A 26,568-nucleotide genomic window follows, 5' to 3' on the forward strand; every position below is an offset into this window, starting at 1 on the left:
TGGCGTGTTAAAGCAAACTAAGCCGATTGCTCACTAATCGGGTGGCGATAAAAACGCTTCCCTTGGCAATGCTCACATCGACTAATAACGGTTGGGTGCCACAATGGCACCTTATCGCCACATTCGGCGCATTCAATCACCCCTAAACCAATCAGCTCTCCACTGTGATAAATACCTTGATGCTGTAAATCGCCAATCAGCTCGTGCCACTCAACTTGGCTTTGGTCGCTCATTTTCGCTAACCAATACCAAATACTTTCTTTAAGCAGCGCCATGCCGGGGCTTTCATCGTAAGCACGGCGATAGTCGTTACGCCAATCGCTTAAATCACGGCGAACATAATTAGCAATTAGTTGCCATTCGTCTTGACTCAAATCGCTGGCTGCTTGTAGATATTCTTGGGTGGTATCAATCAGCTTAGACAGCTCTTCTTGACCCACTTCCCCGCTCTCTTGGATGCGTTTTTCTAAGTCTTCAACAAACTCTTGATAGGCTTTAACTCGCTTTGGCATAAATCACCCACTGTCTAAAGTGCATCATCATTATTAAGCATAGACCTTTTGTTTCACTGCAAATGTGCGCTAGCTATTGTTGTCGGCAGGCGGACTCGGTATCCTATGCGGATCGAGTACAGTAGCCGAGTGCTACTCAGTCCAAATTTTTGGTTATTTCTGGAAGATTCCTTAGATGCAAGAGCAATACAGTCCACGTGATATAGAAACCAAAGTGCAACAGCACTGGGAAAAAGCGCAAACCTTTAAAGTTGTAGAGCAACCAGGCAAAGAAAAGTTTTACTGCCTGTCAATGTTCCCGTACCCAAGTGGCCGTTTGCACATGGGTCACGTGCGCAATTACACCATTGGTGACGTAGTCTCTCGCTACCAGCGCATGCAGGGTAAAAATGTTATGCAACCAATGGGTTGGGACGCATTTGGTCTTCCAGCAGAAAACGCCGCCATTAATAACAATACTGCGCCCGCTAAATGGACCTACGAAAACATCGAATACATGAAAACCCAGCTTAAGCAGTTGGGTTTTGGTTACGACTGGGATCGTGAACTTGCTACGTGTAAACCAGATTACTACCGCTGGGAACAGTGGTTCTTCACTAAGCTTTATGAAAAAGGCTTAGTTTACAAAAAAATGGCCACGGTAAACTGGGATCCAGTAGACCAAACAGTATTGGCTAACGAGCAAGTGATTGATGGCCGAGGCTGGCGCTCAGGAGCCTTAGTTGAACAAAAAGAAATTCCTCAGTGGTTTATTAAAATCACCGATTACGCCCAAGAGTTGCTTGACGATTTAGACCAGTTAGACGACTGGCCAGAGCAAGTTAAAACCATGCAACGCAACTGGATTGGTCGCTCTGAAGGCGTAGAAATGCAGTTTGGTTTAGAGAACAGCGAGCAGCTTGTTCCGGTTTACACCACCCGTCCAGACACCGTAATGGGAGTAACCTACGTAGGTGTAGCTGCCCAGCACCCACTCGCCTTAGAAGCCGCTAAAACAAACCCTGAGTTAGCCGCGTTCATCGAAGAATGTAAAAACAACAAAGTAGCCGAAGCCGATATGGCGACCATGGAGAAGAAAGGCATGGCCACCGGGCTAAATGCTGTTCATCCACTTACTGGTAAGCTGGTTCCTATTTGGGTGGCTAACTTTGTATTAATGGGTTACGGCTCTGGCGCTGTAATGGCCGTACCGGCTCACGATCAACGTGACTTTGAGTTTGCTCATGCTTACGGTTTAGACATTGTTGGTGTTATTAAGCCAAGCGATAGCGAGTTAGATTTAACTGAAGCGGCCTACACCGAGAAAGGCATATTGTTTAACTCTGGTGAGTTTGATGGTTTAGAGTTTAGTGCAGCTTTTGATGCAGTGGCCGCTAAGCTTGAGTCTATGGGTAAAGGTAGCAAACAGGTTAACTTCCGCCTGCGGGATTGGGGGGTAAGCCGCCAGCGTTACTGGGGTACGCCAATCCCAATGCTAAACCTTGCTAACGGCGACGTAGTGCCAGTACCTGAAGACCAATTACCGGTTGTATTACCAGAAGACGTAGTGATGAATGGCGTGACCTCGCCAATCAAAGCTGACCCTGAGTGGGCAAAAACTGAATTTGAAGGCCAAGAAGCTTTCCACGAAACCGATACTTTCGATACATTCATGGAATCTAGCTGGTACTACGCCCGTTACTGTAGCGCCAACAACGAAGACATGATGCTTGACCCAGAACAAGCAAACTACTGGCTACCTGTCGATCAATACATCGGCGGTATTGAGCATGCAATTTTACACCTATTGTATGCGCGCTTCTTCCACAAGTTATTACGTGATAGCGGCTTGGTTGACTCTGACGAACCATTCAAACGCTTGCTGACTCAAGGCATGGTATTGGCTGATGCCTTCTACTATGAAGATGAGAAAGGCGGAAAAGTGTGGGTATCGCCAGTAGATGCGGTAACCGAGAAAGACGAAAAAGGCCGTATTACCAGCGCTAAAACCGCCGAAGGCAAAGCCTTAATTTACGCAGGCATGAGCAAAATGTCGAAATCGAAAAACAACGGCATTGACCCACAAGTAATGGTAGATAAGTACGGTGCTGATACCGTTCGCTTATTCATGATGTTTGCCGCACCAGCAGAACAAACACTAGAATGGCAAGACAGCGCTGTAGAAGGCTCATTACGTTTCTTACGTCGCGTATGGAAACTGGCTTACGACCATATCAATGCCGGAGAAGCGGGTGCCGTAGACATCGCTAGCCTCAACGCTGCTCAAAAAGATTTGCGCCGTGATGTACACAAAACCATTGCCAAAGTGAGTGATGATGTTGGCCGCCGTCAAACCTTCAATACTGCTATTGCAGCAATTATGGAGTTGATGAACAAGCTGACTAAAGCCGACCAAACCGATGCCAATAATCGCGCGGTAACACGTGAAGCGATTAACGCAGTGGTATTAATGCTGTCGCCAATTACACCGCACATTTGTGACCAACTGTGGACACTACTAGGCAATGCTGGTGATATTGATACCGCACGCTGGCCAGAAGCCGATGCCAAAGCCATGGTTGAAGATAGCAAACTTATTGTTGTTCAAGTAAATGGTAAATTGCGCGCTAAATTAACAGTGGCAGCTGACGCTGACCAAGACACTGTTCAAGCATTAGCCATGGGCGATGAAAATGTCAGTAAGTTTGTGGATGGGAAAACCGTTCGCAAAGTAATTTATGTTGCCGGCAAGTTGCTAAACATTGTAGCTAACTAAACCTTACGGCGGGCTACTAACCCGCCGTTTTTTATTGCGAGATAGCATGACTTTAAAAACTTTTAGTTACGGCTTTTTAATATTGAGCATCAGTTTATTAAGTGCTTGTGGCTTTGCTCCACGCGGCAGTTATTTACTCGATGATAAACTCACCCAAATTTATGTGTCTTCCAGCGATGAATTTAGCCCATTGGTTCGTGAGGTAAAGCGCCAGCTCACTCAAAACAATGTAGCAGTATTTGAGTTTCCACAAGGCGACGTCCCCACCCTGCACTTAAGTGGCGAAAATATTAGCAAACGTACGCTTTCACTCTTTGAAAATGGCCAAGTAGCGGAATACGAGCTGAGCTATCAAGTGGGTGGCTACCTACAAATTGCTGAAGAAGGTAACTACCCGATTAGCGTACAGCTGCACCGAGACTTCCAAGATAACCCGCTAGCCGCCTTGGCTAAACAACGCGAGCGAGAGTTATTGTACGATGAACTGCGCACAATGGCCGCCGACCAAATCATGCGTCAACTTGCCACGGTAAGTTGGTAAATGAAAATTTATGCCGACCGCTTGTCACAACAAAATGCAGCTAAATTTAGCTGTTATTTAGTGGCGGGAGAAGAGCCTTTAATCAAAATCGAAAGTATTGATAGCATTCGTCAGCAACTGCAACAGCAGGGTTTAGCCGAAGAGCGCTTAAAATTTACTTTAGATGCAGAGTTTCAATGGTCGAGCATATTTGACGCCATGTCGGAGCTATCGCTATTCAGCCAATATCGACTGATTGAGCTGCAATTAGATCGCGTGCCAGACAAAGCCATTCAAAATCAACTGGATGAGCTACTGCCGCTGATCAATCCAGAAACACGCTTGTTATTAAGTGTGCCTAAAGTAACCAAAGCCAACGAAAAGCAAAACTGGTACAAATTTATTGACCAGCAAGGTTTGGTTGTGATGATTTACCCACCTGAGGGTGGGCAGCTACACGCTTGGGTTAGACAACGATTAGCTCAGCAGCAACTTCCAACAAATAACGACTTAATCGCGTTATTAGTGCACTACTATGAAGGAAACCTGTTAGCGCTTAGCCAAGCAATTAACAACATTGCCTTGCGCTGGGGGCAGCAACTACCTCCCTTAAAAGAAATTGAAGCGGGCTTGTCTCATGCCAACCACTTTTCCAGCTTTCAGTTAGTTGATGCTTTGCTCGCTGCTGACTTTCAACGCAGCCTGTTAATTATCAAACAGCTACAGCTAGAAGGCGAAGAACCGACCCTGATTAACTGGGGTTTAGACAAAGAATTTAAGTTATTGCAACTGCTTCAAGAACAGCCCACTAGCCATCATTCAAGTTTGTTTAAGCAACATGGTGTGTGGAACAAACGCCAAGGCTTAATAAGCAGCGCGGCAAAACGCTATAGCGCTAAGCAAATTAATCAAGCGCGCTTGCAAGTTGCAGCTATTGACCAAGCCATTAAACAATTTGCCGGTGACTTAGCTTGGCATCAATTAGAACGCTTAGTATTCGAGCTTGCTTCGCCATCTCATGAGCACGCTTAAGCTTTTTTTTGGTGGATCATTTGACCCCATTCATCTGGGTCATATTCGTAGTGCAGAGCTATTACTAGCAGCCACTCAAGCACAAGATATTACTTTACTCCCCAATGCGCTATCGCCGCTAAAAGCCAAACAATTTAGTTCGCCTTTGCATCGCAAGCAGCTGTTAGCAGCCTCGCTTGAAGCCTATCCTCAACTAAACCTAGATTGGCGAGAGGTAGAACGAGGAGGGGCCTCTTATACTAGCGATACCTTGGCCGAGCTTGCCGAAGAGTTCCCCAATAATCATATCGCCTTTGTGATGGGGTTAGATTCCTTTAATCACTTAGATAAATGGCGAGATTGGCAAAACCTCACCAAACATACCCATATCATTGTCATTGCTCGGCCCGGTTACCAATTGGATATATCTTCACAACTTAGCGCTTGGTTGGCACCAAAGCGATGTGAAAACATTGAGACATTGCATCAACAGCAAGCGGGTTACGTGTATTTTTGCGAATTACAACCAATGGCAATATCTTCTAGCCAAATTCGCTTACAACTCGCCCAAAAAACTGATCTTGAATCATTGAAAAATCAACTGCCTAAATCTGCCGTAAATTATATTATCCAACATAAGCTTTACGGTGCTTAACCTAGCCTGACAGAGCGTGATATACTTATCTTTTAGTCCAAAATTGGGGTTCTTTTGTTGCAAAACCAACAACTGATTGATTTTGTTGTAGACAAAATCGAAGATATGAAAGGTCGAGATGTTCAAAATCTAGACGTAAGCCAACTCTCTAACGTAACCGATACAATGATCATTTGTAGCGGTAATTCAAAACGCCACGTTAAATCTATTGCCGACAACGTCATCAGAGAAGCCAAGCTATCTGAATTAGAAGTGATTGGCATTGAAGGCGTTGATGACTCTGAATGGGTATTGGTTGATCTAGGCGATGTGGTATTGCATATAATGCAAGACAGCGCGCGTGACTTCTACCAATTAGAAAAGCTATGGGCTCCAGCTGTTTCTGAGTCTAAAGCCGGATGAAAATCCAGTTAGTGGCGGTAGGTACTAAGATGCCTGCCTGGGTTGAGACTGCCTATCAAGAATATGCACGTCGCTTCCCAAAGGATATGCCGCTAGAGTTAATCGAGGTAAAAGCCGGAAATCGCGGTAAAAATGCCGATATAAAGCGCATACTCGATAAAGAAGGTGAAGCTACCTTGGCGGTCATTCCTAAAGGTAACCGAGTGGTGACTTTAGAAGTCACCGGTAAAGCTTGGACAACGCCACAGCTCGCTAAGCAAATAGACGCATGGAAAATGGACGGCCGCGACGTAAGTTTACTGATTGGCGGGCCAGAAGGCCTTGCCCCTAGTTGCACAGCGATTGCCGAGCAACGCTGGTCTTTGTCAGCCTTAACACTGCCTCATCCCATGGTACGAGTGATAGTAGCCGAAACGCTATATCGCGCTTGGAGCGTAACAGCCAATCACCCCTACCATAGAGAATAATCACTAAGATATGGCAAGACAACGCGTCGCAATGCGGGACCACTCGGCGGAATCACGGTTATTTAACCGCCGCTCACTCGTCTCGATTATTGGTACTTTTGCCTTAATCTGTGTATTACTTGGTAACCTTCATTACCTCCAATTTGAGCAACACGACACTTACACCACCCGCTCAAATGATAATCGCATTAAAGTACTGCCATTGGCGCCACCTCGTGGGCTGGTGTTTGACCGCAACGGTGCCCTATTGGCCGAGAATCGCCCTAACTTTAGCTTAGAAATCATCCCCGAAAACGTCGACGATTTGGATCAGATGATCCTTGAGTTATCCGAATTGCTGGAACTGAGCGAAAACGATATTGAACGCTTTGAGCAAAACCGTAAACATACTCGTCGCTTTAAACCGGTAGTGCTTAAATCGCAACTTAGCCACGAACAAGTGGCAATGTTTAGCGTGCAGCAACACAAATTTCATGGGGCAAGTATTGATGCGAGTTTAATTCGCTTCTATCCCTACGGCGATAGCCTTACTCACCTACTCGGTTACGTTGCCCGAATTAATGCGAAAGACTTAGAGCGCCTCGAGAAAGAAAACAAACTGGCTGAGTACGATGCGACTCGAACCATTGGCAAGCAAGGCATTGAGCGTTACTACGAAGAAATTCTGCATGGCAGCGTTGGTTACCAAGAAGTAGAAGTAAATAACCGTGGTCGTATTATTCGCACCATGAAAATCGTGCCGCCTATTCCCGGCAAAGATCTCTATCTCAACGTAGATATTCGCCTGCAATTAGAAGCCCAGCGTTTGTTGGCTGGTCGCCGTGGTTCTGCAGTATTATTAGACGCTAAAACCAGCGGCGTATTAGCAATGGTATCTAGCCCAAGCTACGACCCGAATCTATTCGTAAATGGTATCAGCAGTAAGAACTACAATAAGCTACTCAACTCTACCGACCGCCCTCTTATAAACCGCGCAACAAAAGGGGTTTACCCGCCAGCTTCTACCGTAAAGCCGCAGCTAGCGGTAATGGGCCTAGAACTGGGTAAAATTAGCGTAGAGCAACGTATTTGGGATCCAGGCTGGTTCCAAATCCCTAATACCAAGCGCCGTTTTCGTGATTGGAAGCGTTGGGGTCATGGTTGGGTAGACGTATATAAAGCCATTGAACAAAGTGTTGATACCTACTTCTACAAATTGGCTTACGAAACCGGCATTAATGAAATGCATGCTTATATGAGCAAGTTTGGTTTTGGTAAATATACCGGCGTTGATATTCACGAAGAAAGTCGCGCGAATATGCCCAGCCGCGAGTGGAAACGTGCCCGTTATCGCCAACCTTGGTGGCAAGGCGACACAATTTCGGTAGGCATTGGCCAAGGTTACTGGACAACCACTCCTTTGCAACTAGCCCAAGCAACCAACATCTTGGTTAACAAAGGCAAAATTATTACCCCGCGAATACTTAAAAGCGTGGGAGATGCCAACTCACACATTGGCTTGCCACCACAGGTACAAGCACCAATCGCACTAAACAGCGAGAAGAATTGGCAAGTAGCCTTAGATGGCATGTATGGGGTCATCAACAAAAGCAACGGAACAGCGCGTAAAGCGTTTAAAGATACAAGCTACGTAGCAGCTGGTAAGTCGGGCACCGCGCAAATTGTTAGCATCGCCGATGACGCAGAATATGACGCAGAAAGCCTAAAAGAAAAACACCGAGATAACGCCATGTTTGTTGCCTACGCACCTTTTGAACAACCCGAGATTGTGGCCTCTGTGGTTGTAGAAAACGCGGGTGGAGGCAGTTCAAATGCAGCGCCGGTTATCCGTGAGTTATTCGATAGTTATTTTGACGCTAAGGATCAATTGTAAGCATGGGCAACTACAGCCAAGAGCAAAAAAACTCTTTATGGTGGAGGCTGCACCTAGATTGGCCACTACTACTAGGCTTAGTTACCTTAATTGGTTTAGGTCTGTTTGTTTTATACAGTGCCAGCGGCGAAAGCAGTGCCATGCTAAACCGCCAATTCGTACGCATTTCTTTAGCCCTTGTAGTGATGTTTGTACTGGCACAAATTCCCCCCGATGTTTATATGCGATGGGCGCCTCTATTCTTTTTTAGTGGCTTACTTATGCTTATAGCGGTTTTAGTAGTGGGTGATGTAGGTAAAGGAGCGCAGCGCTGGTTAGATTTAGGTGTGATACGTTTTCAGCCTTCCGAAATCATGAAGTTAGCAGTGCCACTAATGGTGGCCCGCTATATCAGCCAACACCCTCTTCCGCCAAGTTTTAAACACTTATGTGTTGGGGCAGCCATCGCCATTGGCCCTACGTTATTAATTGCTAAACAGCCCGATTTAGGCACCTCTTTATTGGTAGCCGCATCGGGTATTTTTGCTTTATTCCTAGCAGGTATGAGCTGGCGTCTGGTGGCTGCTGCAGGCGGTTTAGTGGCGGCCTTCATCCCTCTATTATGGTTCTTTTTGATGCGTGACTATCAGCGTCAGCGAGTACTAACTTTACTGAATCCTGAGAGCGACCCTCTCGGTGCAGGTTATCACATTATTCAGTCTAAAATTGCCATTGGCTCGGGTGGTTTTACCGGTAAAGGTTGGCTGCAAGGCACCCAATCACAGCTAGATTTTTTACCTGAGCGACATACTGATTTCATCTTTGCGGTGTTTGCCGAAGAATTTGGTTTTATTGGTGTGGTGTTATTAATGTGTTTGTACTTTTACATTATTGGTCGCGGCTTGTTTATCGCCACTCAAGCACAAACCGCTTTTGGTCGCTTACTGGCGGGCTGTATTATCCTCACCTTTTTCGTTTATGTATTTGTAAACATTGGAATGGTAAGTGGCCTATTGCCAGTCGTTGGGGTTCCTTTACCTTTAGTGAGTTACGGTGGCACTTCAATAGTGACACTGATGGCAGGATTTGGCATTCTGATGTCTGTTCACACCCACAAACGGCTTTATGCCCAATAAGGATTGTTATGCGCTTATGTTGTTGCTTAGTACTTGCCTTGTCTCAACTTTGGTCGAGCACCACTCTCGCCAATAACGAACAACAGCAACGTATTGAAGCATTAAGCCAAGAACTCAATATTCCGCTCGCTAGTTTAGAGCAAGCGGCAGAACAAGCCACATATCAGCAAGCAGTGATTGACGCGATTACTCGTCCTTGGGAAGCCAGACCTTGGCATTTATATCGTGATCTATTTCTCACTGAAGAACGGTTAGAGGCCGGTCTTGCCTTTTGGCAAGAACACCAAGTCACCATTGAACGAGCTGAAAAAGAGTTTAATGTCCCTGCCCAGATTATCGTGGCGATAATAGGCGTAGAAACTTACTACGGCCGCCACAAAGGCACTTATCCAGTGATTGACGCCCTATATACTTTAGGCTTTCACTACCCTAAACGCGGCCAGTTTTTCAGTAAAGAGTTCGCCTACTTTATTCGCCTAGCAGAACAGCAAGGCTGGCAGCTAGATGAAGTAAAAGGCTCTTACGCAGGCGCAATGGGCTTTGGCCAGTTTATTCCATCAAGCTACATTCATTACGGTGTCGATTTTGACCAAGATGGTGAAATTGATATGCTAAATAACCCTGTTGATGCAATTGGCAGCGTAGCAAATTACTTTAGCGAACACCGTTGGAAACTGGGTGAACCAGTGGTGCATTCTGCTCAATCTACAGCCACTCAAGCGAAGCCTTGGTTAAGCAGTGACTTAAAGATAAAAGATAGCTGGCAACAACTTGAGCAAAGCGGCATTACCAGCACTACAAAGCTTGCCGCTGAAACCCCAGTCAAACTGCTAGAGTTAGAAGAAGCCAATGGACATAGCTATTGGCTTGCCGAGCACAACTTTTATGTAATTACTCGCTATAACCGCAGCCCTCTGTATGCAATGGCGGTTTATCAATTCAGCGAACAGTTAAGAGAAGCCAAGGCAAAACTAAATGCAAAATAAGCGTTTATCAGGTGTGCTATCACTAAGCCCTTACATGGCCAGTGTAATGCTGGTCTTAGCGCTTAACGCATGTAGTTCTTCGCCCAGTAGCAATCAGCGCTATGGGATGAGCAACGACCAAGCCCCAGATTCCGCGCCCGAATTAGCACATTTAGAAGATCCTATCCCTCGTTTTGAGGCATACAGCCGCCAAGGAAATCGAGATTACACGGTGCGTGGTAAAAGCTACAAAGTATGGCGTGAAATTGAAGAACACGAAATTGAAGGTGAAGCCTCTTGGTACGGTAAAAAATTCCATGGCCATCTCACTTCCAATGGCGAGATTTATGACATGTACAGCATGTCGGCGGCCCATAAAAATCTACCGCTACCGAGCTATGTTGAAGTGACAAACTTGGCCAATAACAAAACCGTTATTGTGCGAGTGAACGACCGCGGCCCCTTCCACCAAAAACGTATTATCGATTTATCTTACGCAGCAGCCTATAAGCTAGACATGCTCAAATCAGGCACCGCCAAGGTTAAAATAAAGCTACTACGCTTCGACAACAATAAAGAGCTAGATGCCGCTTCTGGTGATGGTAAGCAGTATTACGTGCAACTGCTGGCCAGTAAAAATCAGCAAGTTATTAAACAACACCAAAACCAACTAGAAGCCGATGGGCTACCCACCCAACTCATTGATGAAAACGGCTGGACAAAGCTTCGTTTAGGGCCTTATTACGATGTACTTAGCGCCGAAAAGTACTTAGCTAATATGAAAAAAGGCCACTATAAAGATGCCTATATTATTAATCTAAAAGCAAACTAGCGGATTTACAGCAGGATACTAACAAACACCGCCTAAGTTTTGCTATAGTGTTTGCCGTCCGTGTTTTATTGACTAACAAGCCAAAGAGCCAACCATGATTAAAAATGTATTTCAGCGTGTTAGCTGCGCCTCAGCGCTTCTGATTGCAAGCAGCGTGAGCGTGGCCTTCGCGGCTCCACAAGTCATTCCCAACGCCCCTATTATTTCAGCCAAAGCCTACTACCTAGTCGATTTCGATTCAGGCCGAGTACTGGCTTCAGAAAACGAAGAAGATAGCCTAGCACCGGCCAGTTTAACCAAAATAATGACCAGCTACATTATTGGTAAAGAGATCAAGTCAGGCAAACTTAACCCTAACGATATGGTAACTATTAGTGAAAAGGCGTGGTCGAAAAACTTCCCCGACTCTTCAAAAATGTTCATTGAAGTGGGTAAGCAAGTTCAGGTCGCCGATCTTAACCGTGGCATCATTATCCAATCTGGTAACGATGCCTGTGTAGCTATGGCCGAGCACATTGCCGGTAGTGAAGATTCATTCGCCAGCTTAATGAACTCATGGGCCGACCATCTAGGCATGGTGAATACTCACTTCGCCAACAGCCACGGCTTAGATAGCACCGAGCAATACACTACCGCGAAAGATATGGCCGTATTAGCCACCGCTATGATTCGAGATGTGCCAGACGAGTACGCCATCTACAAAGAAAAAGCGTTCACCTTTAATGGCATTACTCAGCATAACCGCAATACCCTACTTTGGGATAAAAGCCTAAATGTAGATGGCATGAAAACCGGCCACACCAGCAAAGCGGGTTACAGCCTAGTGTCGTCAGCTACCGATAATGACATGCGTTTAGTGGCCGTTGTGATGGGTACCAATTCATCAAAAGCACGCGCAGCGGAAAGTAAAAAACTGCTTAACTGGGGATTTCGATTCTTTGAAACCGTTAAACCTTATCAAGCGGGCGATAGCTTTGTAGAGCAAACCGTGTGGATGGCGGAGCAAGACTCTGTATCACTCGGCGTTAATCAAAACATCGCGTTAACCTTGCCACGTGGTCAAGCGGCACAACTAAAAGCCAGCTTTGAGCTAAAAGAAGAGCTAAAAGCCCCACTGAGTAAAGGCCAAACTGTTGGTTCTGTTTACTTCCAAGTGGGTGATCAAGATGTGGCAGAATACCCGCTAGTGGTTCTTCAAGATGTAGAACAAGGTGGTATTTTCAAACGTTTGCTCGACTACATAAAACTGTTCTTTGCTTCATTGTTTAGCTAAACCCAATAGCCCCATGCATACTCGCGAAAGCGATATGCGGAATTCTTAGGCAAAGATCACAAAAACGCGTTAGAATAACGCGTTTTTTATTTTTAGCTCGACTCAACGTCGCAGCTTAAATCAGTTTTCTTAGGTCAGATATGCAAACCAAATTCGATGAGTATTTAGAATTCCCATGTGATTTTACGTTCAAAATCATGGGGGTAAATAACGACACCCTAGAAGATCAAGTACTAAGCGTAATCCAAAGCTTAGCACCTGGTGACTACAGCCCTAAAACGCGCCCAAGCAGTAAAGGTAACTACAAAGCAATTTCTCTCGTCGTAAAAGTGACGAGCAAAGAGCATATTGAAAACCTCTACACGCAAATTGGTGCTATTGAAGACGTACGCCACGTACTGTAATGCCTGACCAAAACACCCTAGTAGTTCGCCATTTAGGCTTACAAGAATACAATCAAGTCTTTCAAGCAATGCGTGACTTTACTGATCAACGCGGTGCTGAACAGGCTGATGAGTTGTGGCTGGTTGAACACCAAGCGGTGTTTACCCAAGGCCAAGCTGGTAAACCAGAACACCTGCTAGCCAGCAGCGATATTCCGATTGTTCAAGCCGACCGAGGAGGGCAAGTAACCTATCACGGCCCTGGTCAATTAGTGGCTTACCCACTGTTGAACATTCGTCGTCGCAAACTAGGTGTGCGTGATTTAGTCACCATTATTGAACAGAGCATTATTGAAACACTAAGCGCTTACCAGATTGAAGCCTATGCCAAAAAAGATGCACCCGGCGTTTATGTAGACCACAAGAAAATTGCTTCTTTAGGCTTACGTATTCGCAAAGGCTGCTCTTTTCATGGATTAGCATTAAACGTAGACATGGACCTAAGTCCGTTTTTGCTGATAAACCCATGCGGCTACGCCGGCCTAGAAATGGCTCAAGTCAGTGACTTTAACAAGACCCTCACCGTTGAGCAGCTTGCCACAACCCTTACCCAAGCACTGGTTACGCAACTGGCTTACAACAATACAGAACAGCAACAAGGACTGCCCACACTATGAGTGCAAAAAAAGCGCGTATGGAGCCCGGAGTAAAACTTCGAGATGCCGACAAAATGGCATTTATTCCAGTGAAGGTAATACCCTCTGAAAAGGAAACCATGTTACGCAAGCCAGAATGGATGCGTATCAAACTTCCATCAGACAGCACCCGTATTAACGAAATTAAAAGTGCAATGCGTAAGCATAACTTGCACTCGGTGTGTGAAGAGGCTTCTTGTCCTAACTTGGCAGAGTGTTTTAACCACGGCACCGCTACCTTTATGATTATGGGCGACATATGTACGCGTCGCTGCCCGTTCTGTGATGTTGGCCACGGCAAACCGCTTGCCTTAGATGCCGACGAACCAACCAAGCTGGCTGCTACCATCGCGGATATGAAGCTGAAATATGTGGTGATCACCTCAGTTGACCGAGATGATTTACGCGACGGCGGTGCTGCCCACTTTGCAGAGTGTGTAAGCGAAATTCGCAAGCATAGCCCGCATATTCAAATTGAAACCCTAGTGCCAGACTTTAAAGGTCGTATGGATCGCGCATTAGAAATTCTTGATAAAACTCCACCAGATGTTTTCAATCACAATCTAGAAACCGCACCTGGTTTATACAAACAAGTGCGCCCAGGTTCAGATTACCAATGGTCACTCACCTTGCTACAACGCTTTAAAGAGCTACACCCAGAGGTACCGACTAAATCGGGCTTAATGATGGGTTTAGGCGAAACCAACGAAGAGATTTTGCAAGTGATGCAAGACTTACGCGACCACGGCGTAACCATGCTAACACTAGGCCAGTACCTGCAACCTAGTCGCCACCATTTGCCTGTTGAGCGCTATGTACCACCAGCAGAGTTTGAAGAGCTAAAAGCTAAGGCAGAAGCCATGGGCTTTACGCATGCTGCTTGTGGCCCATTGGTGCGTTCAAGCTATCATGCTGACTTACAAGCCAAAGGCGAAGAAGTTAAGTAAGCACCACTAAATTAAAGATAAAAAAAGAGAGCCTCAAGGCTCTCTTTTTAATTTATAAGCGACTAATTTGGCGAGGCTGTTAAACCACCGCCGCCAGGGCCACCACCGTTACCTGGTAGGCTAGGCACAAAATCGGGTAAACCAGCGCTAGCCAATAAATCAGCAGTGCTAATTGGAGTACCCGCATTGATCGCCGCAAACAAATCACTTGGAGACGGCAACGTAGCTGCCGCTGGCGCATCAACCGCCATGGCATAGCCGCTTGAAAACAACAAAGCCGCTGTCAAAGTCCGTTTCAAATAAACCATAATTGGCTCCTTCAGTTACAACATCGAATAAAACATAAAATACATATAAAAACACCTACTGACAAGATTAATTAAATGACCATTTAATGACCTTGTCAGTCGTTATATGTTTATTTAGCAAAAAAAGTATTACGTGTTTTTCTTCCAAAAATAGCCAGTAAACCAAACAAAGCTAAGGCGTAGCTCGCTGGCTCAGGAACAGAAAACTGCTGCCCGCCTACTACCGCGCCCTCAACGGCTGCAACTACTGTCCATTCGCCACTAGTCACTAGACCAGCATCAAACAAAGAGGTATCACTCCATACCGACAGTACATCAAAATCTGCTTGCCAATCTTCAATTTGAAGCCATGTGTAAGGGTTGTAGTTTTGCCACACTAAATCGCCGCCATTAAACCAGTAAAACTCTAGGTCCAATAGTCCGTTTAAGTAGCCACCTGTTCCTTCATCTTGCGTTTGATCCAACATATCAAGGTCTAACATGAATGCGGCACGAATATCACTGCCTACATCAAATACTGTTTGAGCCATTGGAACACCGATAACTGAAGCTGGGTCACTAAAAGGTGTTGGAAAATCACCTAAATAAGTTGCCACTCCCGGTGCTTGTGCTGGATTTTCACTGGTTAACATCACTGTTGCATTTGCATTTATAGACACGGCCATCAAGAGTGTCGTTAGGGTTGAAAGTAGTGCTTTCATCGCTCAAGTCCTTTGCTGTTGAAAAAAAGTCTTCCTTTTATGCACCTCAACTATCGCAAGTAATAAGCCAGTTCTATAAAAAACCTAAAAACCCATCTAAGATATTGTTTTATATCGCTAATTAACTATTCACTCAAAAAAACACAGTGATCCACATCACATCTAATGTAAGTTTAACCGACACAATGCTTATAACTAAATCTTCAATAAAATTAGGGGATTATATGACAATTAATCATTATGACTAAGCAGATCGGCTATAAATACTCACTACTGATAATTTTAAAAATTCGGAATGATTGAAAATATAAAGCAAGAAGCACTGGCTTCTATAAGATAAAATTTAAAATGCAGAACAATCCATCGCTTTATTAAAAACCTACAAAATCACTACTTTTACACTGTTTTTTTATGAAAAGTTTATGACGCAAGCTGATTGGCTAAAAATTCTATTTATTGCTTAAATTACTACAAAAGCACAACTGTAAAGAAACCCGACACTTTACTAAGGTAGTTGTTTGCAGGCCTTTATTTGCAAATCGCGAACAAGAAAAAACGTAAACCACGTTATGAGAAGCCACGCAAACAATCCAGATTTCACAGGGATTTACGCAAATTCACAGTATGAGCAATATCACAGTTACTCTAGTCTGGAGTAGAAATACGAGTCAGTTCCATTCCCAAATAGACCCGTAGAAAACCAATAACCTGAGTAAAAGGTAGCGAACGTTATTATGACAATGAATATTTCCAGTACTCAAAGCAATGCTTTAATCAAGCTTGTAAAAACGGTGGCGTTTTTCGCTTTACCGCTAGGCCTAGCCTCTTGCGCTGCGCCAGTAGAGAAGTCGTCAACACCAGCGCAAAGCACAGCTGTAGCGAATGTAGCTAACACTGCACCTGGTGCATTTTACAGCGGTGAATACCGCAATGCATTTGTCGAGTTAGGTATTGCTAGCCCAGAACAAGTGAGCAAAAAAGTTAACGAAACCTACCAACAACTCTTTTATTCAGATTCGCGTAGCGAAAGCGGTAAAGCAGTATTCTTCCCTGTTGGCGACGACATGGGCTTTATTAAAGACATTGGTAGTAACGATATCCGCTCAGAAGGTATGTCTTACGGCATGATGATCGCTGTACAAATGGACGACCAAGAAATGTTTAACAAGCTATGGAAGTTTTCTAAAACTTACATGCAGCACAAGGATGGTTGGTACCAAGATTATTTTGCATGGCACCTTAATGCGACAGCGCCATTTGGTCACAAATCAGAAAATCCAGCACCAGACGGCGAACTTTACTTTGCCATGGCCTTATTCTTTGCAGAAAACCGTTGGGGTGCAGGTGAAGGCATTAACCAATACAAAGATGAAGCCAATGTAATTTTGCAAGCGATGGTAAACAAGCCAGAAACCGACTCGCAAGTAACAATGTTCAGCCGCGACGAAAAACAAATTTTGTTTGTAACTGAGAAAGGCCTAGGTGTTTACACAGACCCTTCTTACCACGTAGCCGCGTTTTACGAACTATTAGCTCGCTGGGCTGATGAAGACAATCAACTGTGGGCAGACGCAGCGCAAGTAAGTCGTGATTACCTATACAACGCTGCACACCCTGAAACAGGTTTGTACCCAGAGTACGCAGCCTTTGACGGTACCCCGCAAGAAACGTCGTTTAACGACATTAGCCATAAATCGGGTTACGACGCATTCCGCGTGATTGGTAACATTGCCATGGACCACCATTGGTTTAACGCAGACCCAAGACAGCAAGAACTCGCTGACCGCATGATTGGTTTCTACGCAGATGAATACAAGCGTAAAGGACAAAACTACGCAGTCCATGAAATGGATGGTCGTATTGTTTCTGAATGGGGCAGCTCTGGCCAAAACGCCATGAACGGCACCGCAGCTATGATCACTAACAGCCAAGAAGCAAAAGAGTTTACCGAACGTTTATGGAAGCAAGCCACGCCAACCGGTAAATGGCGTTACTACGACGGCCTATTACATATGTTCTCGGTACTACAAATGGCAGGTGAATACAAAATATACGGCCCAACCGACGCGACTCAATAGATTGCATTAAGTAGGCCGAATCACAGAGAGCTTCGGCTCTCTTTTTTTGCTTAGTGCTTTAATTTCAATTTCCGTAACTTTCTATACAGCGTATTTCGGCTAATCCCCAATAGCTTGGCGGCTTTAGTGATGTTGCCTTGGCAGCGTTGATACACCGACACAATATTCTCATCAATGGTTTGTTTTAGATCGTTTGGTGATGAATCACTGCTTAACGACAAATTCGCTAGCTGCTTTTGTAAAGAGTCAGGTAAATCATTCCAATTCAACTGGCTTTGCTGCTCGGCCAGTAAACACGCTACCTGCATAAAGTTATCTAACTCTCGCATATTTCCTGGCCATTCATAGGCCAGCAGCTTCGCAAACAGTGCAAGGTCAATGCTTTGTTCACTAGTACAATAACGCTGATGTAACTGCCTGAGTAATTGGCTTTTATCGCTGCGCTCTCGCAGTGCTGGTAAGCATATCTGTAAACCATTCAGCCGATAATAAAGATCTTCTCGAAACAAACCGCTCGCCACGTGTTCAGTTAAATTAACGTGAGTAGCCGCCACCACTTGTACATCTACAGGAAAGGCTTGATTGCCGCCAATAGGCACCACTTCACGCTCCTGCAGCACACGCAATAATCTGCACTGTGCCGCTAAAGGCATTTCGCCAATTTCGTCTAAAAACAAAAATCCACCATCGGCTTGGCGAATTTTTCCAATAAAACCTTTTGGGTTAGCGCCGGTAAAGGCACCCGCTTGGTAACCAAACAACTCAGCCTCCACCAGTTCATTAGGTAAAGCGGCACAATTAACTGCTTGCAACAATTTCCCCGAGCGCTGGCTTTGCTGATGCAAGCGCTTAACAAAGCGTTCTTTGCCTACACCTGTTTCGCCCAGAATTAACAGTGGAATCGATTTGCTCACTACTTTTAACGCATGCTGCCAAGCCTTATTTACCGTTGGGTCAAGGCTAAAATCTTGCTCGCTGTCCGCGTGAATCGCCTCATACTTGGCTGTACTTGGTTTAAGCGATCGAGTATGTAAATGTAATTTGGCTTTATCAGATTGCCCCTCACTACTCCATCGCTCACCTAAGTGCTCAGCTAAAGATTCGCCAATACTGAGCTGCTTAATAAGCTGCTGCGCCATTGGGTTATGACCAACAATCTTGCCCTCACTATCTGCAACAACAATGCCCTGCCAGCCAGAGTTAAGTAAGTGAGCTTGCGCCGCCAAATCAATTCTGTAGTGGCTTTGCGGTAGCTGACACAACAAGGCTGTTTCAACTTGCTGGGCTAAGCTGCTACTAAGATGCATAGTTTGTTGATTATGTCGCTGCTGTTCACTGGTGATATCTAACACCGCTATCATTTCTCCACTTGGCGAAAAAATAGGGCTAGCGGTGCAACTCATAAAACGATGTTGCTTTATAAAATGCTGTTCACCAATTACTGCCACCGCTTTTTGGGTAGCAATAGCGGTACCAATTGCATTGGTGCCTTTGTATTGCTCCAGCCAATTCACGCCAGTTTCTAGCGCAATATTCGCCAACTTATCGCTGTAGCGCTCAATTCCCCAATAATGAATCACATAGCCATCCATGTCTGACAAAATCAAACGGCTCGATGTATGTGCCATAAGCTGTTCAAACAAAGGATAGGCGTAACGCTCTACCAAGGTAATGAGCTGTTGGTTTTGATAGTGGCGCTGCTGAAGATCACTGGACGATAAGCGTAACTCGGTAGGTGCGGCTTGCTCAGATAAACCCGCATGCTGGCTGCGAAGCCAAGAAGCATCAATAGAGCGAGGTAATTGCGGCTTGCTAATCATAGCGTTGTTCCAAAATGTAACACTTCCACTGTGTCAGATAATGACAGTGTGACACGCTAAGTCATTCCGCTGCTTTATAGCCCGTCACGCCCAAGAAACTTGTTTACCTTGCCAATCATAACTTTACATTTCATTAACAACAAGTTTCTGCAACTTGGTGCAAGCCTTGCTCTATAGGGTTAGCGCGCACCATAAGCGCGCCACAAAATGAAACACTTTAATAACAAATGGAATTATAAAAGGAATTGACGATGCTATATGCACAGCCTGGTACGAGCGGTTCATTAATTACATTTAAAGAGCACTACAACAATTTTATTGGTGGTGAATGGGTCGCCCCAGTAAATGGACAATATTTTGATAATCCTTCACCAGTAAATGGTGAAGTATATTGCCGGGTTGCTCGCTCAGATGCCCAAGACATCGGCCTCGCACTAGACGCAGCCCATGCTGCCAGAGAAAGCTGGGGCAATACTTCAGTCGCCGAGCGCTCAAATATGTTATTGCGTATTGCCGACAGAATTGAGCAAAACCTTGAGTATTTGGCAGTGGCCGAAGCATGGGAAAACGGTAAAGCCATTCGCGAAACACTAAACGCCGATTTACCCTTGGTGGTTGATCATTTCCGTTATTTTGCTGGCTGTATTCGGGCTCAAGAAGGTGGTGCTGCCGATCTAGACGCCAATACAGTGAGTTATCACTTCCCAGAGCCATTAGGCGTAGTGGGTCAAATTATCCCTTGGAACTTCCCAATGTTAATGGCGGCTTGGAAGCTCGGCCCAGCCTTGGCGGCAGGTAACTGCGTGGTGCTAAAACCGGCAGAGCAAACTCCGGCATCCATTTTAGTATTAATGGAGCTAATTGAAGACATAGTGCCCAAAGGCGTCATTAACATTGTTAATGGCATGGGAGAAGAAGCTGGCCAAGCCTTAGCCATTAGCCCGCGTATTGCTAAATTAGCCTTTACTGGCTCCACCGAAATTGGCCAACACATTTTAAAATGTGCGGCTGAATCACTGATTCCCTCCACCGTTGAGCTTGGTGGTAAGTCACCCAATGTCATCTTTGCCGATGTCATGGATCACGAAGATGAGTACCTAGATAAAACCATTGAAGGTTTGCTGTTGGCGTTCTTCAACCAAGGTGAAGTATGTACCTGCCCGTCTCGCGCATTAATTCAAGAATCTATTTACGACAAATTTATGCAGCGAGTATTAGAGCGTGTCAAAACCATTAAACAAGGTGACCCTCTTGATACCGATACCCAAGTAGGCGCACAAGTCTCTAAAGGGCAGCTAGACAGAATTATGAGCTACCTCGAAATTGGCAAAAATGAAGGCGCTGAGCTGTTAACCGGAGGCGTTACCGCTAGCTTAGAGGGGGAACACAACAATGGTTACTACGTTCGCCCTACCATACTAAAAGGCACCAACGATATGCGGGTATTCCAAGAGGAAATATTTGGCCCGGTAATTTCTGTCACCACCTTTAAAGATGAAGCCGAAGCACTAAAAATTGCGAACGATAGTGAATATGGATTAGGTGCCGGAGTGTGGACCAGAGACATGAACCTAGCTCAACGCATGGGACGAAAAATTGAAGCAGGCCGCGTATGGATAAATTGCTATCACGCCTACCCTGCTCACGCTGCTTTTGGCGGCTATAAACGCTCGGGAATTGGTCGCGAAACCCACCAAGTGGCGATATCGCACTACCAAAATACTAAAAACTTATTAATAAGTTACGACATAAACCCGCTAGGCTTTTTTTAGCTCTTAACAACAAACACTCAAAGCAATCCAAAAAGCAAAAAAGAGAGCCTAGGCTCTCTTTTCTTTCAACGGCCAATACTAAGCAGGTTGCCCAGTAGCCGCTAATACTACTTCACGAATACATACGTTTTGCGGTTGTCCGTAAGCATAAGCTACTGCGTCAGCAATGTTTTGAGTATTCAGTACACCGCCCATTTCTTCTTTCCATACTTCATAACCGTCTTTAATTTCTTGGCTAGTAGTATGGCTAAGCAGCTCGGTTTCTACCGCGCCAGGGGCAATAACGGTTACCCGAACATTGTCACCCGCTACTTCTTCACGAATGTTTTCACTTACTGCGTGAACAGCAAATTTAGTGCCGCAGTATGCTGCATGGCTTGGGAAGGTTTTACGACCAGCAATAGAGCTAACGTTGATAATGGTACCTTGCTGGCGCTGCTTCATGCCCGCTAGCACAAGGTGAATACCGTTTAGAAGACCCATCACGTTTACGTCTAACATGGCTTTCCATTCGCTTGGTGCTTGCTCGTGAGCAGCTCCTAGCAACATTACACCCGCGTTGTTCAATAACATGTCTACCGGGCCGTATTGTGCTTCCGCATCTTTAATCGCCGCTTCAAAATCACCCAGTTCAGTTACATCCACTTTACGACAAAGGGTATTTGGTAGGTTTAGAGCTTCTAATTTCTCAATGCGTCGAGCGACTAACAATAAAGGGTGTCCGGCTGCTGACAGTGTTTTTGCACAAGCTTCGCCAATACCAGAACTTGCACCCGTAATAACCACTAAAGGCTTAGACATAGTAACTCTCCAAATCTACATTTATTAAGGACTCAAACAGCTAAAAAATGTTGCTGCTCGGTAATGGCGCTAACTATAGTTCTGGTTTATATAGGTGTAAAATATCGTTTTCCTCTGGTTACCATAGGTTTTAATTATGGATGTACGTTTACTTAAATGTTTTGTGGCGGTGTTTGAAGAACGCTCGATGACGGCAGCGGCCGAGCGCTGTTTTGTGTCGCAACCGTCACTGTCTTCGGCCATTAAACAACTGGAAGCAGAGCTAGAGGTGCAACTGTTTGTGCGCCACAAACGCGGCGTAGATTTAACCGACCAAGCTCACCATTTATATCCTTTGGCGGTTCAAGCGCTGGGGCAATTGAATAAAATGTCTAGTTTGTTTGCCAACCTTCCCGCTAGTTTGCCGCTAAAGCTAGCTAACTTTCACGATATTAGCCCCAGCTTGTTTGCTAAGTTCATCGCTCACTGTAAGCAACAACAGCCCTTGTTTAAATTTGAATTATTGGACGATCAAGATACTCAAGCGCAAGCTCGGTTAAGCCTTGATGTATTGAAGCAAGAAGACGAATTATTTATTCCATTATGGGATGAAGACTATGTACTGTGTGTGCCTCAGCAGCACGAACTTGCCAAGCAGCAGCAAGTAGAGATTGCCGCGCTAAACAACTACGACTTTATTGAATGCGTGGCCTGCGAAGCCCACCAGCAAACCTTAAGTCTGCTGGCCTCGCAAGGCTTTGCAGTAAACCTTGTGGCCAAAGCCCAACATAAAACCCAAGTAAAACACCTAGTCAGCGCCGGTGTAGGCATTTCATTTTTGCCTACCGGCGTATTAGAAACCGCCGCCGATTTACAACAAGTAAAACTGCTCGCGCCACGCATGTATCGCAGTATAGGCTTGTGCATAAAAGCCAGTGCCAGCGCAAAGCCAGAGCTAAGCGCGCTGCTAGACGCGGCTAAAACTTGGGAGGTAAACTAATCGGGCGCTAATAGCTATCTGCTAGGTGATACACCCTCAAGCTAGCCGCCATGCGCTCAAACTCATCACCCATATAGTTAAGGCTTATTGGTTGCTGTGGCAGCAAAGTAAAACTTGAATCAGAAAAGCGTCCGCTTGCGTCGCTTTCTAAATGCACAAAAAAAGCAGGTTTGTTAGTGCTTAAAGTAATGCGTTGGTTTGCCTCATCAAGCTGAACACTCACTTCTGCTTTGGCTATCGCTAAGCTTTTGTAGGCTTCGCCCACCCAAGTGTTTTGCAGTTCGTCTCCGTTTGAGCGCCATTGCACAATGTAAAAGCCTTGAGTGCACTGTTTCTCAAGCTCAGCCAAAGGCATCGTCCAAACCACATCGTTAGCATCGGCAGCTATATTAAGCTCTAGCGCCCTACTAAAGCCTAGATCCCCTTGCCAGCTAACAAACTGCAATTGGCAATCTAGTAAACTCGCACTCACGCTATCGTTAATAAGGCGTAATTCTAAAGCCTTATCACTTTCTACAAAGCTTAGGTATTGCGGGGCGAAGAAGCGTTTTGCGTGATAATGCAGTTGCTTCCAGCGGCCGCTATATTCAATGCTCGACCACGAGCTTACCGGCCAATTATCATTAAGCTGCCAATACAGCATGCCTCTACATTGGGGGCTATTAGCTCGCCAAAAATCACAGGCTGTTTTAATCGCCAAGGCTTGTTGCACTTGGCTTAAATACAACATCTGTTCAAAAGAGGCAGGAAAGCGAAACAGCCGAGTAAACATCTCAGTAATAATGCTATTACCGCTTGGATTCTTTTGATGATTCTCAAAGGTGGGTGAAGTTACGTTCCAGTCTTCAGGCTCCACAAAGGTTTTTACCTCGGCCAAGGATGGCCAAGATTGATAACCAAACTCTGAACAAAAACGTGGTTTAATTTTTTGATACGCCGCAAAGGACTTACCCGAATGCCATACATCCCAAAAGTGCATATCGCCTTGGCTATCATCATGCCAGGCATCGCCGTAATATAAAGCGCCATTACAAGGCGAACTAGGCCAAAATACCCGGCTAGCATCATGTTGCTCTGCTACCTGCTGAATGGCGCGATTAAGCCTGTCGTAATTCACCACATAACGTTCGCGATTGGCTTTAGATTCGGGGTACCAATTAATGGCACCAATCACTTCATTGTCACCACACCACAGCACAATACAGCTATGGTCACGTAAACGTTGAATTTGGTCGGCTAACTCAAGCTGCACATTGGCCACAAAGTCACCGGTAGAGGGATACAATGAACAGGCAAACATCATGTCTTGCCATACCATTAAGCCCAATTCGTCACACAGCTGATAAAACTCATCAGCCTCGTACTGGCCACCGCCCCATACCCGCAGCATATTCATATTGGCGGCTTTAGCATCAGTTAATAGCTGGCGATAACGCTCTGCTGTGTGCCTCGATGGCATCGCATCAAGCGGGATCCAGTTAGCGCCTTTGGCAGTAATGGGGCAACCGTTAACAATAAAGGTCATGGCAGCACCATGTTGATCTTTTTGAGTCTCTAACGCCAAACTTCGCAAGCCAATTTTTTTCTCAATGCGCAGTTCAGCCAAACTCACTTGCAGCGTATATAAGGGCTGCTCGCCGTAACCTGCTGGCCACCACAACTTTGGGTTGTCTAAATGAATGCTCGCCACGCTGGTCTGGCTATCTAGCTCTGGGATAACCTCTACATGTTGGTCGTCAAAGCTAAGGTGAATAGGCTGCAAGCAATCAAGGTCATGCTTTATGGTAATCACCAACTCAACAGCTTGCCCTTGCCAGTGCTGCTCTACTTGGGTACTTAACAATCTCGCTTGATTGGCCAGCTTAATTTGCACCGGGTCATAAATACCGCTCACCATTAAACAAATACCCCAATCCCAACCGGCGTGGCATTGGCTTTTACGCAAACTGTTCATATAGGGGATTTGGTTATTGCTCATGGACGAAGGCACAACAAAAGGCAGGGTGTCAGCGCGTTGCTTGGCGGCAACATCGGCGCGATGGAAATACACCCGAAGCTTATTAGACCCAGCTTTAACATAGGGCTTTATGTTAAAGCGCCATAAGCGAAACATGTTGTCGCAACTGGCCAGCAGTTGGTCATTTAAGTAAACCTTGGCCACCGTATCTACTCGGCTTAAGGCCAGCTCAATAAAATCATGATTTAGCTGTTCATCACTCAGCTCAAACTCAGTACTCAGTTGCCAATCAGCTTGCCCCACCCACTGCACATCTTGCTCGTTACATTTCGAGTAAGGATCTGGTATCAAGCCTGCATTTAGCAAGGCTGAATGATTATCACCAGGGATTTGGCAGGCGACATCAATCTCAGGATAATCAGGAGAAGTTAACCGCCAATTTTGGCTTAGGTTTAGACGAGTCATTTAGCCCCTTACTGAGCGATACCGCTTTGCTTTATTAAGCAGCCTACGCATAGCGTATAAGGGCGACAACTTAGATAAAAATGCTTTGTGGGAAGCATCAAAAATTATTGGTGTTGGCTGACGGAGTTTCAAGAGAAAGGAGGGAAATTTATAAGCTGCGTATGCCCAGAACCAATTTGCTCTAGCCCTTACCTGTACTTCCCGGAACCTAACTTGTCCTTTCCCAAAGGCTTGCATTATTTATTGCTGATAATTTTAGTTTTTATAGGTAGGTGGCTGATGTAGCTTAATAAAGGTGATAATCTAGCTTTAATCAAATGGCTGAATTGGAATATCATTAAGCATCGCTTAAAACATATAGCCAGGCAATCAAGTCGGATTCGTAAAGGTTGGTTCCACATTTTAGCCAACAATTAAAAGCATCTTAATGTTAGGAATCAATTAAGTATGAGAAAGGAAATCCCAGCTCCGGTTATTGCAGTGTTAGCGGATCATTTGCCAGTTATTGAAACCCACGCAGGATTGGACAATTTGTTTCTTCACGCTGACGCTCCCGGTGATCCTCCGGAAGGGTCTAAACCGGTTAAGACTCAAGCATGGCTACGTAGAATTAATAAAAAATCAGAAAATCCACTGATTGCACTCGGAAAACTAATTGAGTGCTATATGGAAATCCCTGAGCAGGATGAAAGTGAAAGCACACTCTTTGGGAACACATTCGAAAACCCCAAAAAGGAATTTAAAGAAAAATTAGAATCAATCTTAAGCCGTTGCCATTTAACTTACATGTCGGGTGGTTATGTATCTGATGGAAGCTCAGCACCTAGTAGGTCACTAGCTGAGCTCATTAAAGGTAGAGATATTCCCGCAATTGACACTGAGTTCAATAGAGCATTATCTAAAGTCAATTCCGAGCCTAGAGAGGCAGTATCCGCCGCATGCAACATCCTAGAATCTATATTTAAGACTTATATTTCAGATGAGCACTTGGATATGCCCCAGAAGCAGGACTTACAGAACGTATGGAAGGTAGTTCGCGCTAATCTAGGATTTGACCCCAGTCTTGTACAAGACGATGACTTAAAGAAGGTGTTAAGCGGTATTCTATCTGTTGTGGACGGTATCGGAGCTTTCAGAACTCACGCTAGTTCGGCTCACGGAGAGGGTCGTAAACTGTATAAGCTAAAGCCAAGGCATGCCCGGCTGGCTATTCATTCCGCACATACCTTAGCACTATTTGTATTAGAGACTTGGGATGAGAAAAGTGCCAAGTGACATGCTA

24 protein-coding genes are annotated in these 26,568 nt (G+C 45.2%); 18 read left to right on the forward strand and 6 right to left on the reverse strand.

Annotated elements, in window-relative coordinates:
• Nucleotides 1-17: 17 nt before the first annotated feature.
• Entirely contained in the window at nucleotides 18-512 is a 495-nt protein-coding gene (locus FFR00_RS01200; RefSeq protein WP_137671535.1) for a hypothetical protein, read from the reverse strand.
• Nucleotides 513-687: 175 nt separating this feature from the next.
• Between FFR00_RS01200 and leuS the strand changes: the two genes are divergently transcribed.
• From leuS to lipA, 14 genes are all read left to right on the forward strand, one after another.
• A complete protein-coding gene (gene leuS / locus FFR00_RS01205; RefSeq protein ID WP_137671536.1) occupies nucleotides 688-3,267 on the forward strand; it encodes a leucine--tRNA ligase in 2,580 nt (859 codons plus the stop codon).
• A gap of 46 nt (nucleotides 3,268-3,313) precedes the next feature.
• Complete coding sequence (gene lptE / locus FFR00_RS01210) at nucleotides 3,314-3,808, forward strand: LPS assembly lipoprotein LptE (RefSeq protein WP_137671537.1); 495 nt, start codon at nucleotides 3,314-3,316, stop codon at nucleotides 3,806-3,808.
• Nucleotides 3,809-4,819: a DNA polymerase III subunit delta gene (gene holA / locus FFR00_RS01215; protein WP_137671538.1), complete on the forward strand. Its 1,011-nt coding sequence runs from the start codon at nucleotides 3,809-3,811 to the stop codon at nucleotides 4,817-4,819.
• The gene (gene nadD / locus FFR00_RS01220; RefSeq protein ID WP_137671539.1) at nucleotides 4,806-5,453 is read left to right on the forward strand and encodes a nicotinate-nucleotide adenylyltransferase; all 648 of its coding nucleotides are present in this window, start codon (nucleotides 4,806-4,808) and stop codon (nucleotides 5,451-5,453) included. The genes holA and nadD overlap by 14 nt, the downstream gene beginning before the upstream one ends.
• 57 nt (nucleotides 5,454-5,510) lie before the next feature.
• Nucleotides 5,511-5,855: a ribosome silencing factor gene (gene rsfS, locus FFR00_RS01225; RefSeq protein ID WP_137671540.1), complete on the forward strand. Its 345-nt coding sequence runs from the start codon at nucleotides 5,511-5,513 to the stop codon at nucleotides 5,853-5,855.
• Nucleotides 5,852-6,322, forward strand: coding sequence for a 23S rRNA (pseudouridine(1915)-N(3))-methyltransferase RlmH (gene rlmH, locus FFR00_RS01230; RefSeq protein ID WP_137671541.1), 471 nt, complete (start codon nucleotides 5,852-5,854; stop codon nucleotides 6,320-6,322). Before rsfS ends, rlmH begins: the two co-directional genes overlap by 4 nt.
• 10 nt (nucleotides 6,323-6,332) lie before the next feature.
• On the forward strand, nucleotides 6,333-8,195 hold the full coding sequence (gene mrdA / locus FFR00_RS01235) for a penicillin-binding protein 2 (protein ID WP_161985062.1): 1,863 nt from the start codon (nucleotides 6,333-6,335) through the stop codon (nucleotides 8,193-8,195).
• Nucleotides 8,196-8,197: 2 nt separating this feature from the next.
• Nucleotides 8,198-9,310: a rod shape-determining protein RodA gene (gene rodA / locus FFR00_RS01240; RefSeq protein WP_137671542.1), complete on the forward strand. Its 1,113-nt coding sequence runs from the start codon at nucleotides 8,198-8,200 to the stop codon at nucleotides 9,308-9,310.
• 8 nt (nucleotides 9,311-9,318) lie between these two features.
• Entirely contained in the window at nucleotides 9,319-10,296 is a 978-nt protein-coding gene (mltB, locus tag FFR00_RS01245) for a lytic murein transglycosylase B (protein ID WP_137671543.1), read from the forward strand.
• Nucleotides 10,286-11,107: a septal ring lytic transglycosylase RlpA family protein gene (locus FFR00_RS01250; protein ID WP_137671544.1), complete on the forward strand. Its 822-nt coding sequence runs from the start codon at nucleotides 10,286-10,288 to the stop codon at nucleotides 11,105-11,107. Before mltB ends, FFR00_RS01250 begins: the two co-directional genes overlap by 11 nt.
• Nucleotides 11,108-11,201: 94 nt before the next feature.
• Nucleotides 11,202-12,380 (forward strand): serine hydrolase, encoded by a 1,179-nt coding sequence (locus tag FFR00_RS01255; RefSeq protein WP_137671545.1) that lies wholly within the window; start codon nucleotides 11,202-11,204, stop codon nucleotides 12,378-12,380.
• 140 nt (nucleotides 12,381-12,520) lie between these two features.
• Nucleotides 12,521-12,784: a DUF493 family protein YbeD gene (gene ybeD / locus FFR00_RS01260; protein WP_137671546.1), complete on the forward strand. Its 264-nt coding sequence runs from the start codon at nucleotides 12,521-12,523 to the stop codon at nucleotides 12,782-12,784.
• Nucleotides 12,784-13,440 (forward strand): lipoyl(octanoyl) transferase LipB, encoded by a 657-nt coding sequence (gene lipB / locus FFR00_RS01265; RefSeq protein ID WP_137671547.1) that lies wholly within the window; start codon nucleotides 12,784-12,786, stop codon nucleotides 13,438-13,440. The genes ybeD and lipB overlap by 1 nt, the downstream gene beginning before the upstream one ends.
• Entirely contained in the window at nucleotides 13,437-14,405 is a 969-nt protein-coding gene (lipA, locus tag FFR00_RS01270; protein WP_368411621.1) for a lipoyl synthase, read from the forward strand. The genes lipB and lipA overlap by 4 nt, the downstream gene beginning before the upstream one ends.
• A gap of 62 nt (nucleotides 14,406-14,467) precedes the next feature.
• Here the strand turns inward: lipA and FFR00_RS01275 are convergent, their stop codons facing one another.
• Together FFR00_RS01275 and FFR00_RS01280 are read right to left on the reverse strand one after the other, a co-directional pair.
• Complete coding sequence (locus FFR00_RS01275) at nucleotides 14,468-14,713, reverse strand: hypothetical protein (RefSeq protein ID WP_137671548.1); 246 nt, start codon at nucleotides 14,711-14,713, stop codon at nucleotides 14,468-14,470.
• Between the two features lie 110 nt (nucleotides 14,714-14,823).
• Nucleotides 14,824-15,414, reverse strand: coding sequence for a PEP-CTERM sorting domain-containing protein (locus FFR00_RS01280; RefSeq protein WP_137671549.1), 591 nt, complete (start codon nucleotides 15,412-15,414; stop codon nucleotides 14,824-14,826).
• 734 nt (nucleotides 15,415-16,148) lie between these two features.
• Between FFR00_RS01280 and FFR00_RS01285 the strand changes: the two genes are divergently transcribed.
• On the forward strand, nucleotides 16,149-17,492 hold the full coding sequence (locus FFR00_RS01285; protein WP_137671550.1) for a glycosyl hydrolase family 8: 1,344 nt from the start codon (nucleotides 16,149-16,151) through the stop codon (nucleotides 17,490-17,492).
• A gap of 50 nt (nucleotides 17,493-17,542) precedes the next feature.
• Here FFR00_RS01285 and FFR00_RS01290 read toward each other — a convergent pair whose 3' ends face one another.
• Nucleotides 17,543-19,312, reverse strand: coding sequence for a sigma-54-dependent Fis family transcriptional regulator (locus tag FFR00_RS01290; protein ID WP_137671551.1), 1,770 nt, complete (start codon nucleotides 19,310-19,312; stop codon nucleotides 17,543-17,545).
• Nucleotides 19,313-19,563: 251 nt separating this feature from the next.
• On the opposite strand from FFR00_RS01290, the gene FFR00_RS01295 reads away from it, so the two are divergent.
• Nucleotides 19,564-21,084 carry an aldehyde dehydrogenase family protein gene (locus FFR00_RS01295; RefSeq protein ID WP_137671552.1) on the forward strand — a complete coding sequence of 507 codons (1,521 nt, stop codon included), beginning with the start codon at nucleotides 19,564-19,566 and terminating at the stop codon, nucleotides 21,082-21,084.
• Nucleotides 21,085-21,162: 78 nt separating this feature from the next.
• Here the strand turns inward: FFR00_RS01295 and FFR00_RS01300 are convergent, their stop codons facing one another.
• Nucleotides 21,163-21,885: an SDR family oxidoreductase gene (locus FFR00_RS01300; protein WP_137671553.1), complete on the reverse strand. Its 723-nt coding sequence runs from the start codon at nucleotides 21,883-21,885 to the stop codon at nucleotides 21,163-21,165.
• A gap of 136 nt (nucleotides 21,886-22,021) precedes the next feature.
• Here FFR00_RS01300 and FFR00_RS01305 point away from each other — a divergent pair, with 136 nt between their 5' ends.
• On the forward strand, nucleotides 22,022-22,864 hold the full coding sequence (locus FFR00_RS01305) for a LysR family transcriptional regulator (RefSeq protein ID WP_137671554.1): 843 nt from the start codon (nucleotides 22,022-22,024) through the stop codon (nucleotides 22,862-22,864).
• 7 nt (nucleotides 22,865-22,871) lie between these two features.
• Here the strand turns inward: FFR00_RS01305 and FFR00_RS01310 are convergent, their stop codons facing one another.
• Nucleotides 22,872-25,286, reverse strand: a complete 2,415-nt coding sequence (locus tag FFR00_RS01310) for a glycoside hydrolase family 2 protein (RefSeq protein ID WP_137671555.1) — start codon at nucleotides 25,284-25,286, stop codon at nucleotides 22,872-22,874.
• A gap of 447 nt (nucleotides 25,287-25,733) precedes the next feature.
• On the opposite strand from FFR00_RS01310, the gene FFR00_RS01315 reads away from it, so the two are divergent.
• Complete coding sequence (locus FFR00_RS01315; RefSeq protein WP_137671556.1) at nucleotides 25,734-26,561, forward strand: abortive infection family protein; 828 nt, start codon at nucleotides 25,734-25,736, stop codon at nucleotides 26,559-26,561.
• Nucleotides 26,562-26,568: the final 7 nt, after the last annotated feature.

This window comes from Agarivorans sp. Toyoura001 (genome assembly GCF_005405585.1).
Taxonomy (GTDB): Bacteria; Pseudomonadota; Gammaproteobacteria; order Enterobacterales; family Celerinatantimonadaceae; genus Agarivorans.

Coding starts and splice junctions, on each gene's coding strand:
- FFR00_RS01315 (WP_137671556.1), top strand. CDS start 25,734: ATGAGAAAGGAAATCCCAGCTCCGGTTATTGCAGTGTTAGCGGATCAT.
- mltB (WP_137671543.1), top strand. CDS start 9,319: ATGCGCTTATGTTGTTGCTTAGTACTTGCCTTGTCTCAACTTTGGTCG.
- holA (WP_137671538.1), top strand. CDS start 3,809: ATGAAAATTTATGCCGACCGCTTGTCACAACAAAATGCAGCTAAATTT.
- lipA (WP_368411621.1), top strand. CDS start 13,437: ATGAGTGCAAAAAAAGCGCGTATGGAGCCCGGAGTAAAACTTCGAGAT.
- FFR00_RS01310 (WP_137671555.1), bottom strand. CDS start 25,286: ATGACTCGTCTAAACCTAAGCCAAAATTGGCGGTTAACTTCTCCTGAT.
- FFR00_RS01250 (WP_137671544.1), top strand. CDS start 10,286: ATGCAAAATAAGCGTTTATCAGGTGTGCTATCACTAAGCCCTTACATG.
- FFR00_RS01275 (WP_137671548.1), bottom strand. CDS start 14,713: ATGGTTTATTTGAAACGGACTTTGACAGCGGCTTTGTTGTTTTCAAGC.
- FFR00_RS01255 (WP_137671545.1), top strand. CDS start 11,202: ATGATTAAAAATGTATTTCAGCGTGTTAGCTGCGCCTCAGCGCTTCTG.
- rodA (WP_137671542.1), top strand. CDS start 8,198: ATGGGCAACTACAGCCAAGAGCAAAAAAACTCTTTATGGTGGAGGCTG.
- lipB (WP_137671547.1), top strand. CDS start 12,784: ATGCCTGACCAAAACACCCTAGTAGTTCGCCATTTAGGCTTACAAGAA.
- mrdA (WP_161985062.1), top strand. CDS start 6,333: ATGGCAAGACAACGCGTCGCAATGCGGGACCACTCGGCGGAATCACGG.
- FFR00_RS01290 (WP_137671551.1), bottom strand. CDS start 19,312: ATGATTAGCAAGCCGCAATTACCTCGCTCTATTGATGCTTCTTGGCTT.
- FFR00_RS01285 (WP_137671550.1), top strand. CDS start 16,149: ATGACAATGAATATTTCCAGTACTCAAAGCAATGCTTTAATCAAGCTT.
- FFR00_RS01305 (WP_137671554.1), top strand. CDS start 22,022: ATGGATGTACGTTTACTTAAATGTTTTGTGGCGGTGTTTGAAGAACGC.
- FFR00_RS01280 (WP_137671549.1), bottom strand. CDS start 15,414: ATGAAAGCACTACTTTCAACCCTAACGACACTCTTGATGGCCGTGTCT.
- nadD (WP_137671539.1), top strand. CDS start 4,806: ATGAGCACGCTTAAGCTTTTTTTTGGTGGATCATTTGACCCCATTCAT.
- FFR00_RS01300 (WP_137671553.1), bottom strand. CDS start 21,885: ATGTCTAAGCCTTTAGTGGTTATTACGGGTGCAAGTTCTGGTATTGGC.
- ybeD (WP_137671546.1), top strand. CDS start 12,521: ATGCAAACCAAATTCGATGAGTATTTAGAATTCCCATGTGATTTTACG.
- leuS (WP_137671536.1), top strand. CDS start 688: ATGCAAGAGCAATACAGTCCACGTGATATAGAAACCAAAGTGCAACAG.
- FFR00_RS01200 (WP_137671535.1), bottom strand. CDS start 512: ATGCCAAAGCGAGTTAAAGCCTATCAAGAGTTTGTTGAAGACTTAGAA.
- rlmH (WP_137671541.1), top strand. CDS start 5,852: ATGAAAATCCAGTTAGTGGCGGTAGGTACTAAGATGCCTGCCTGGGTT.
- lptE (WP_137671537.1), top strand. CDS start 3,314: ATGACTTTAAAAACTTTTAGTTACGGCTTTTTAATATTGAGCATCAGT.
- FFR00_RS01295 (WP_137671552.1), top strand. CDS start 19,564: ATGCTATATGCACAGCCTGGTACGAGCGGTTCATTAATTACATTTAAA.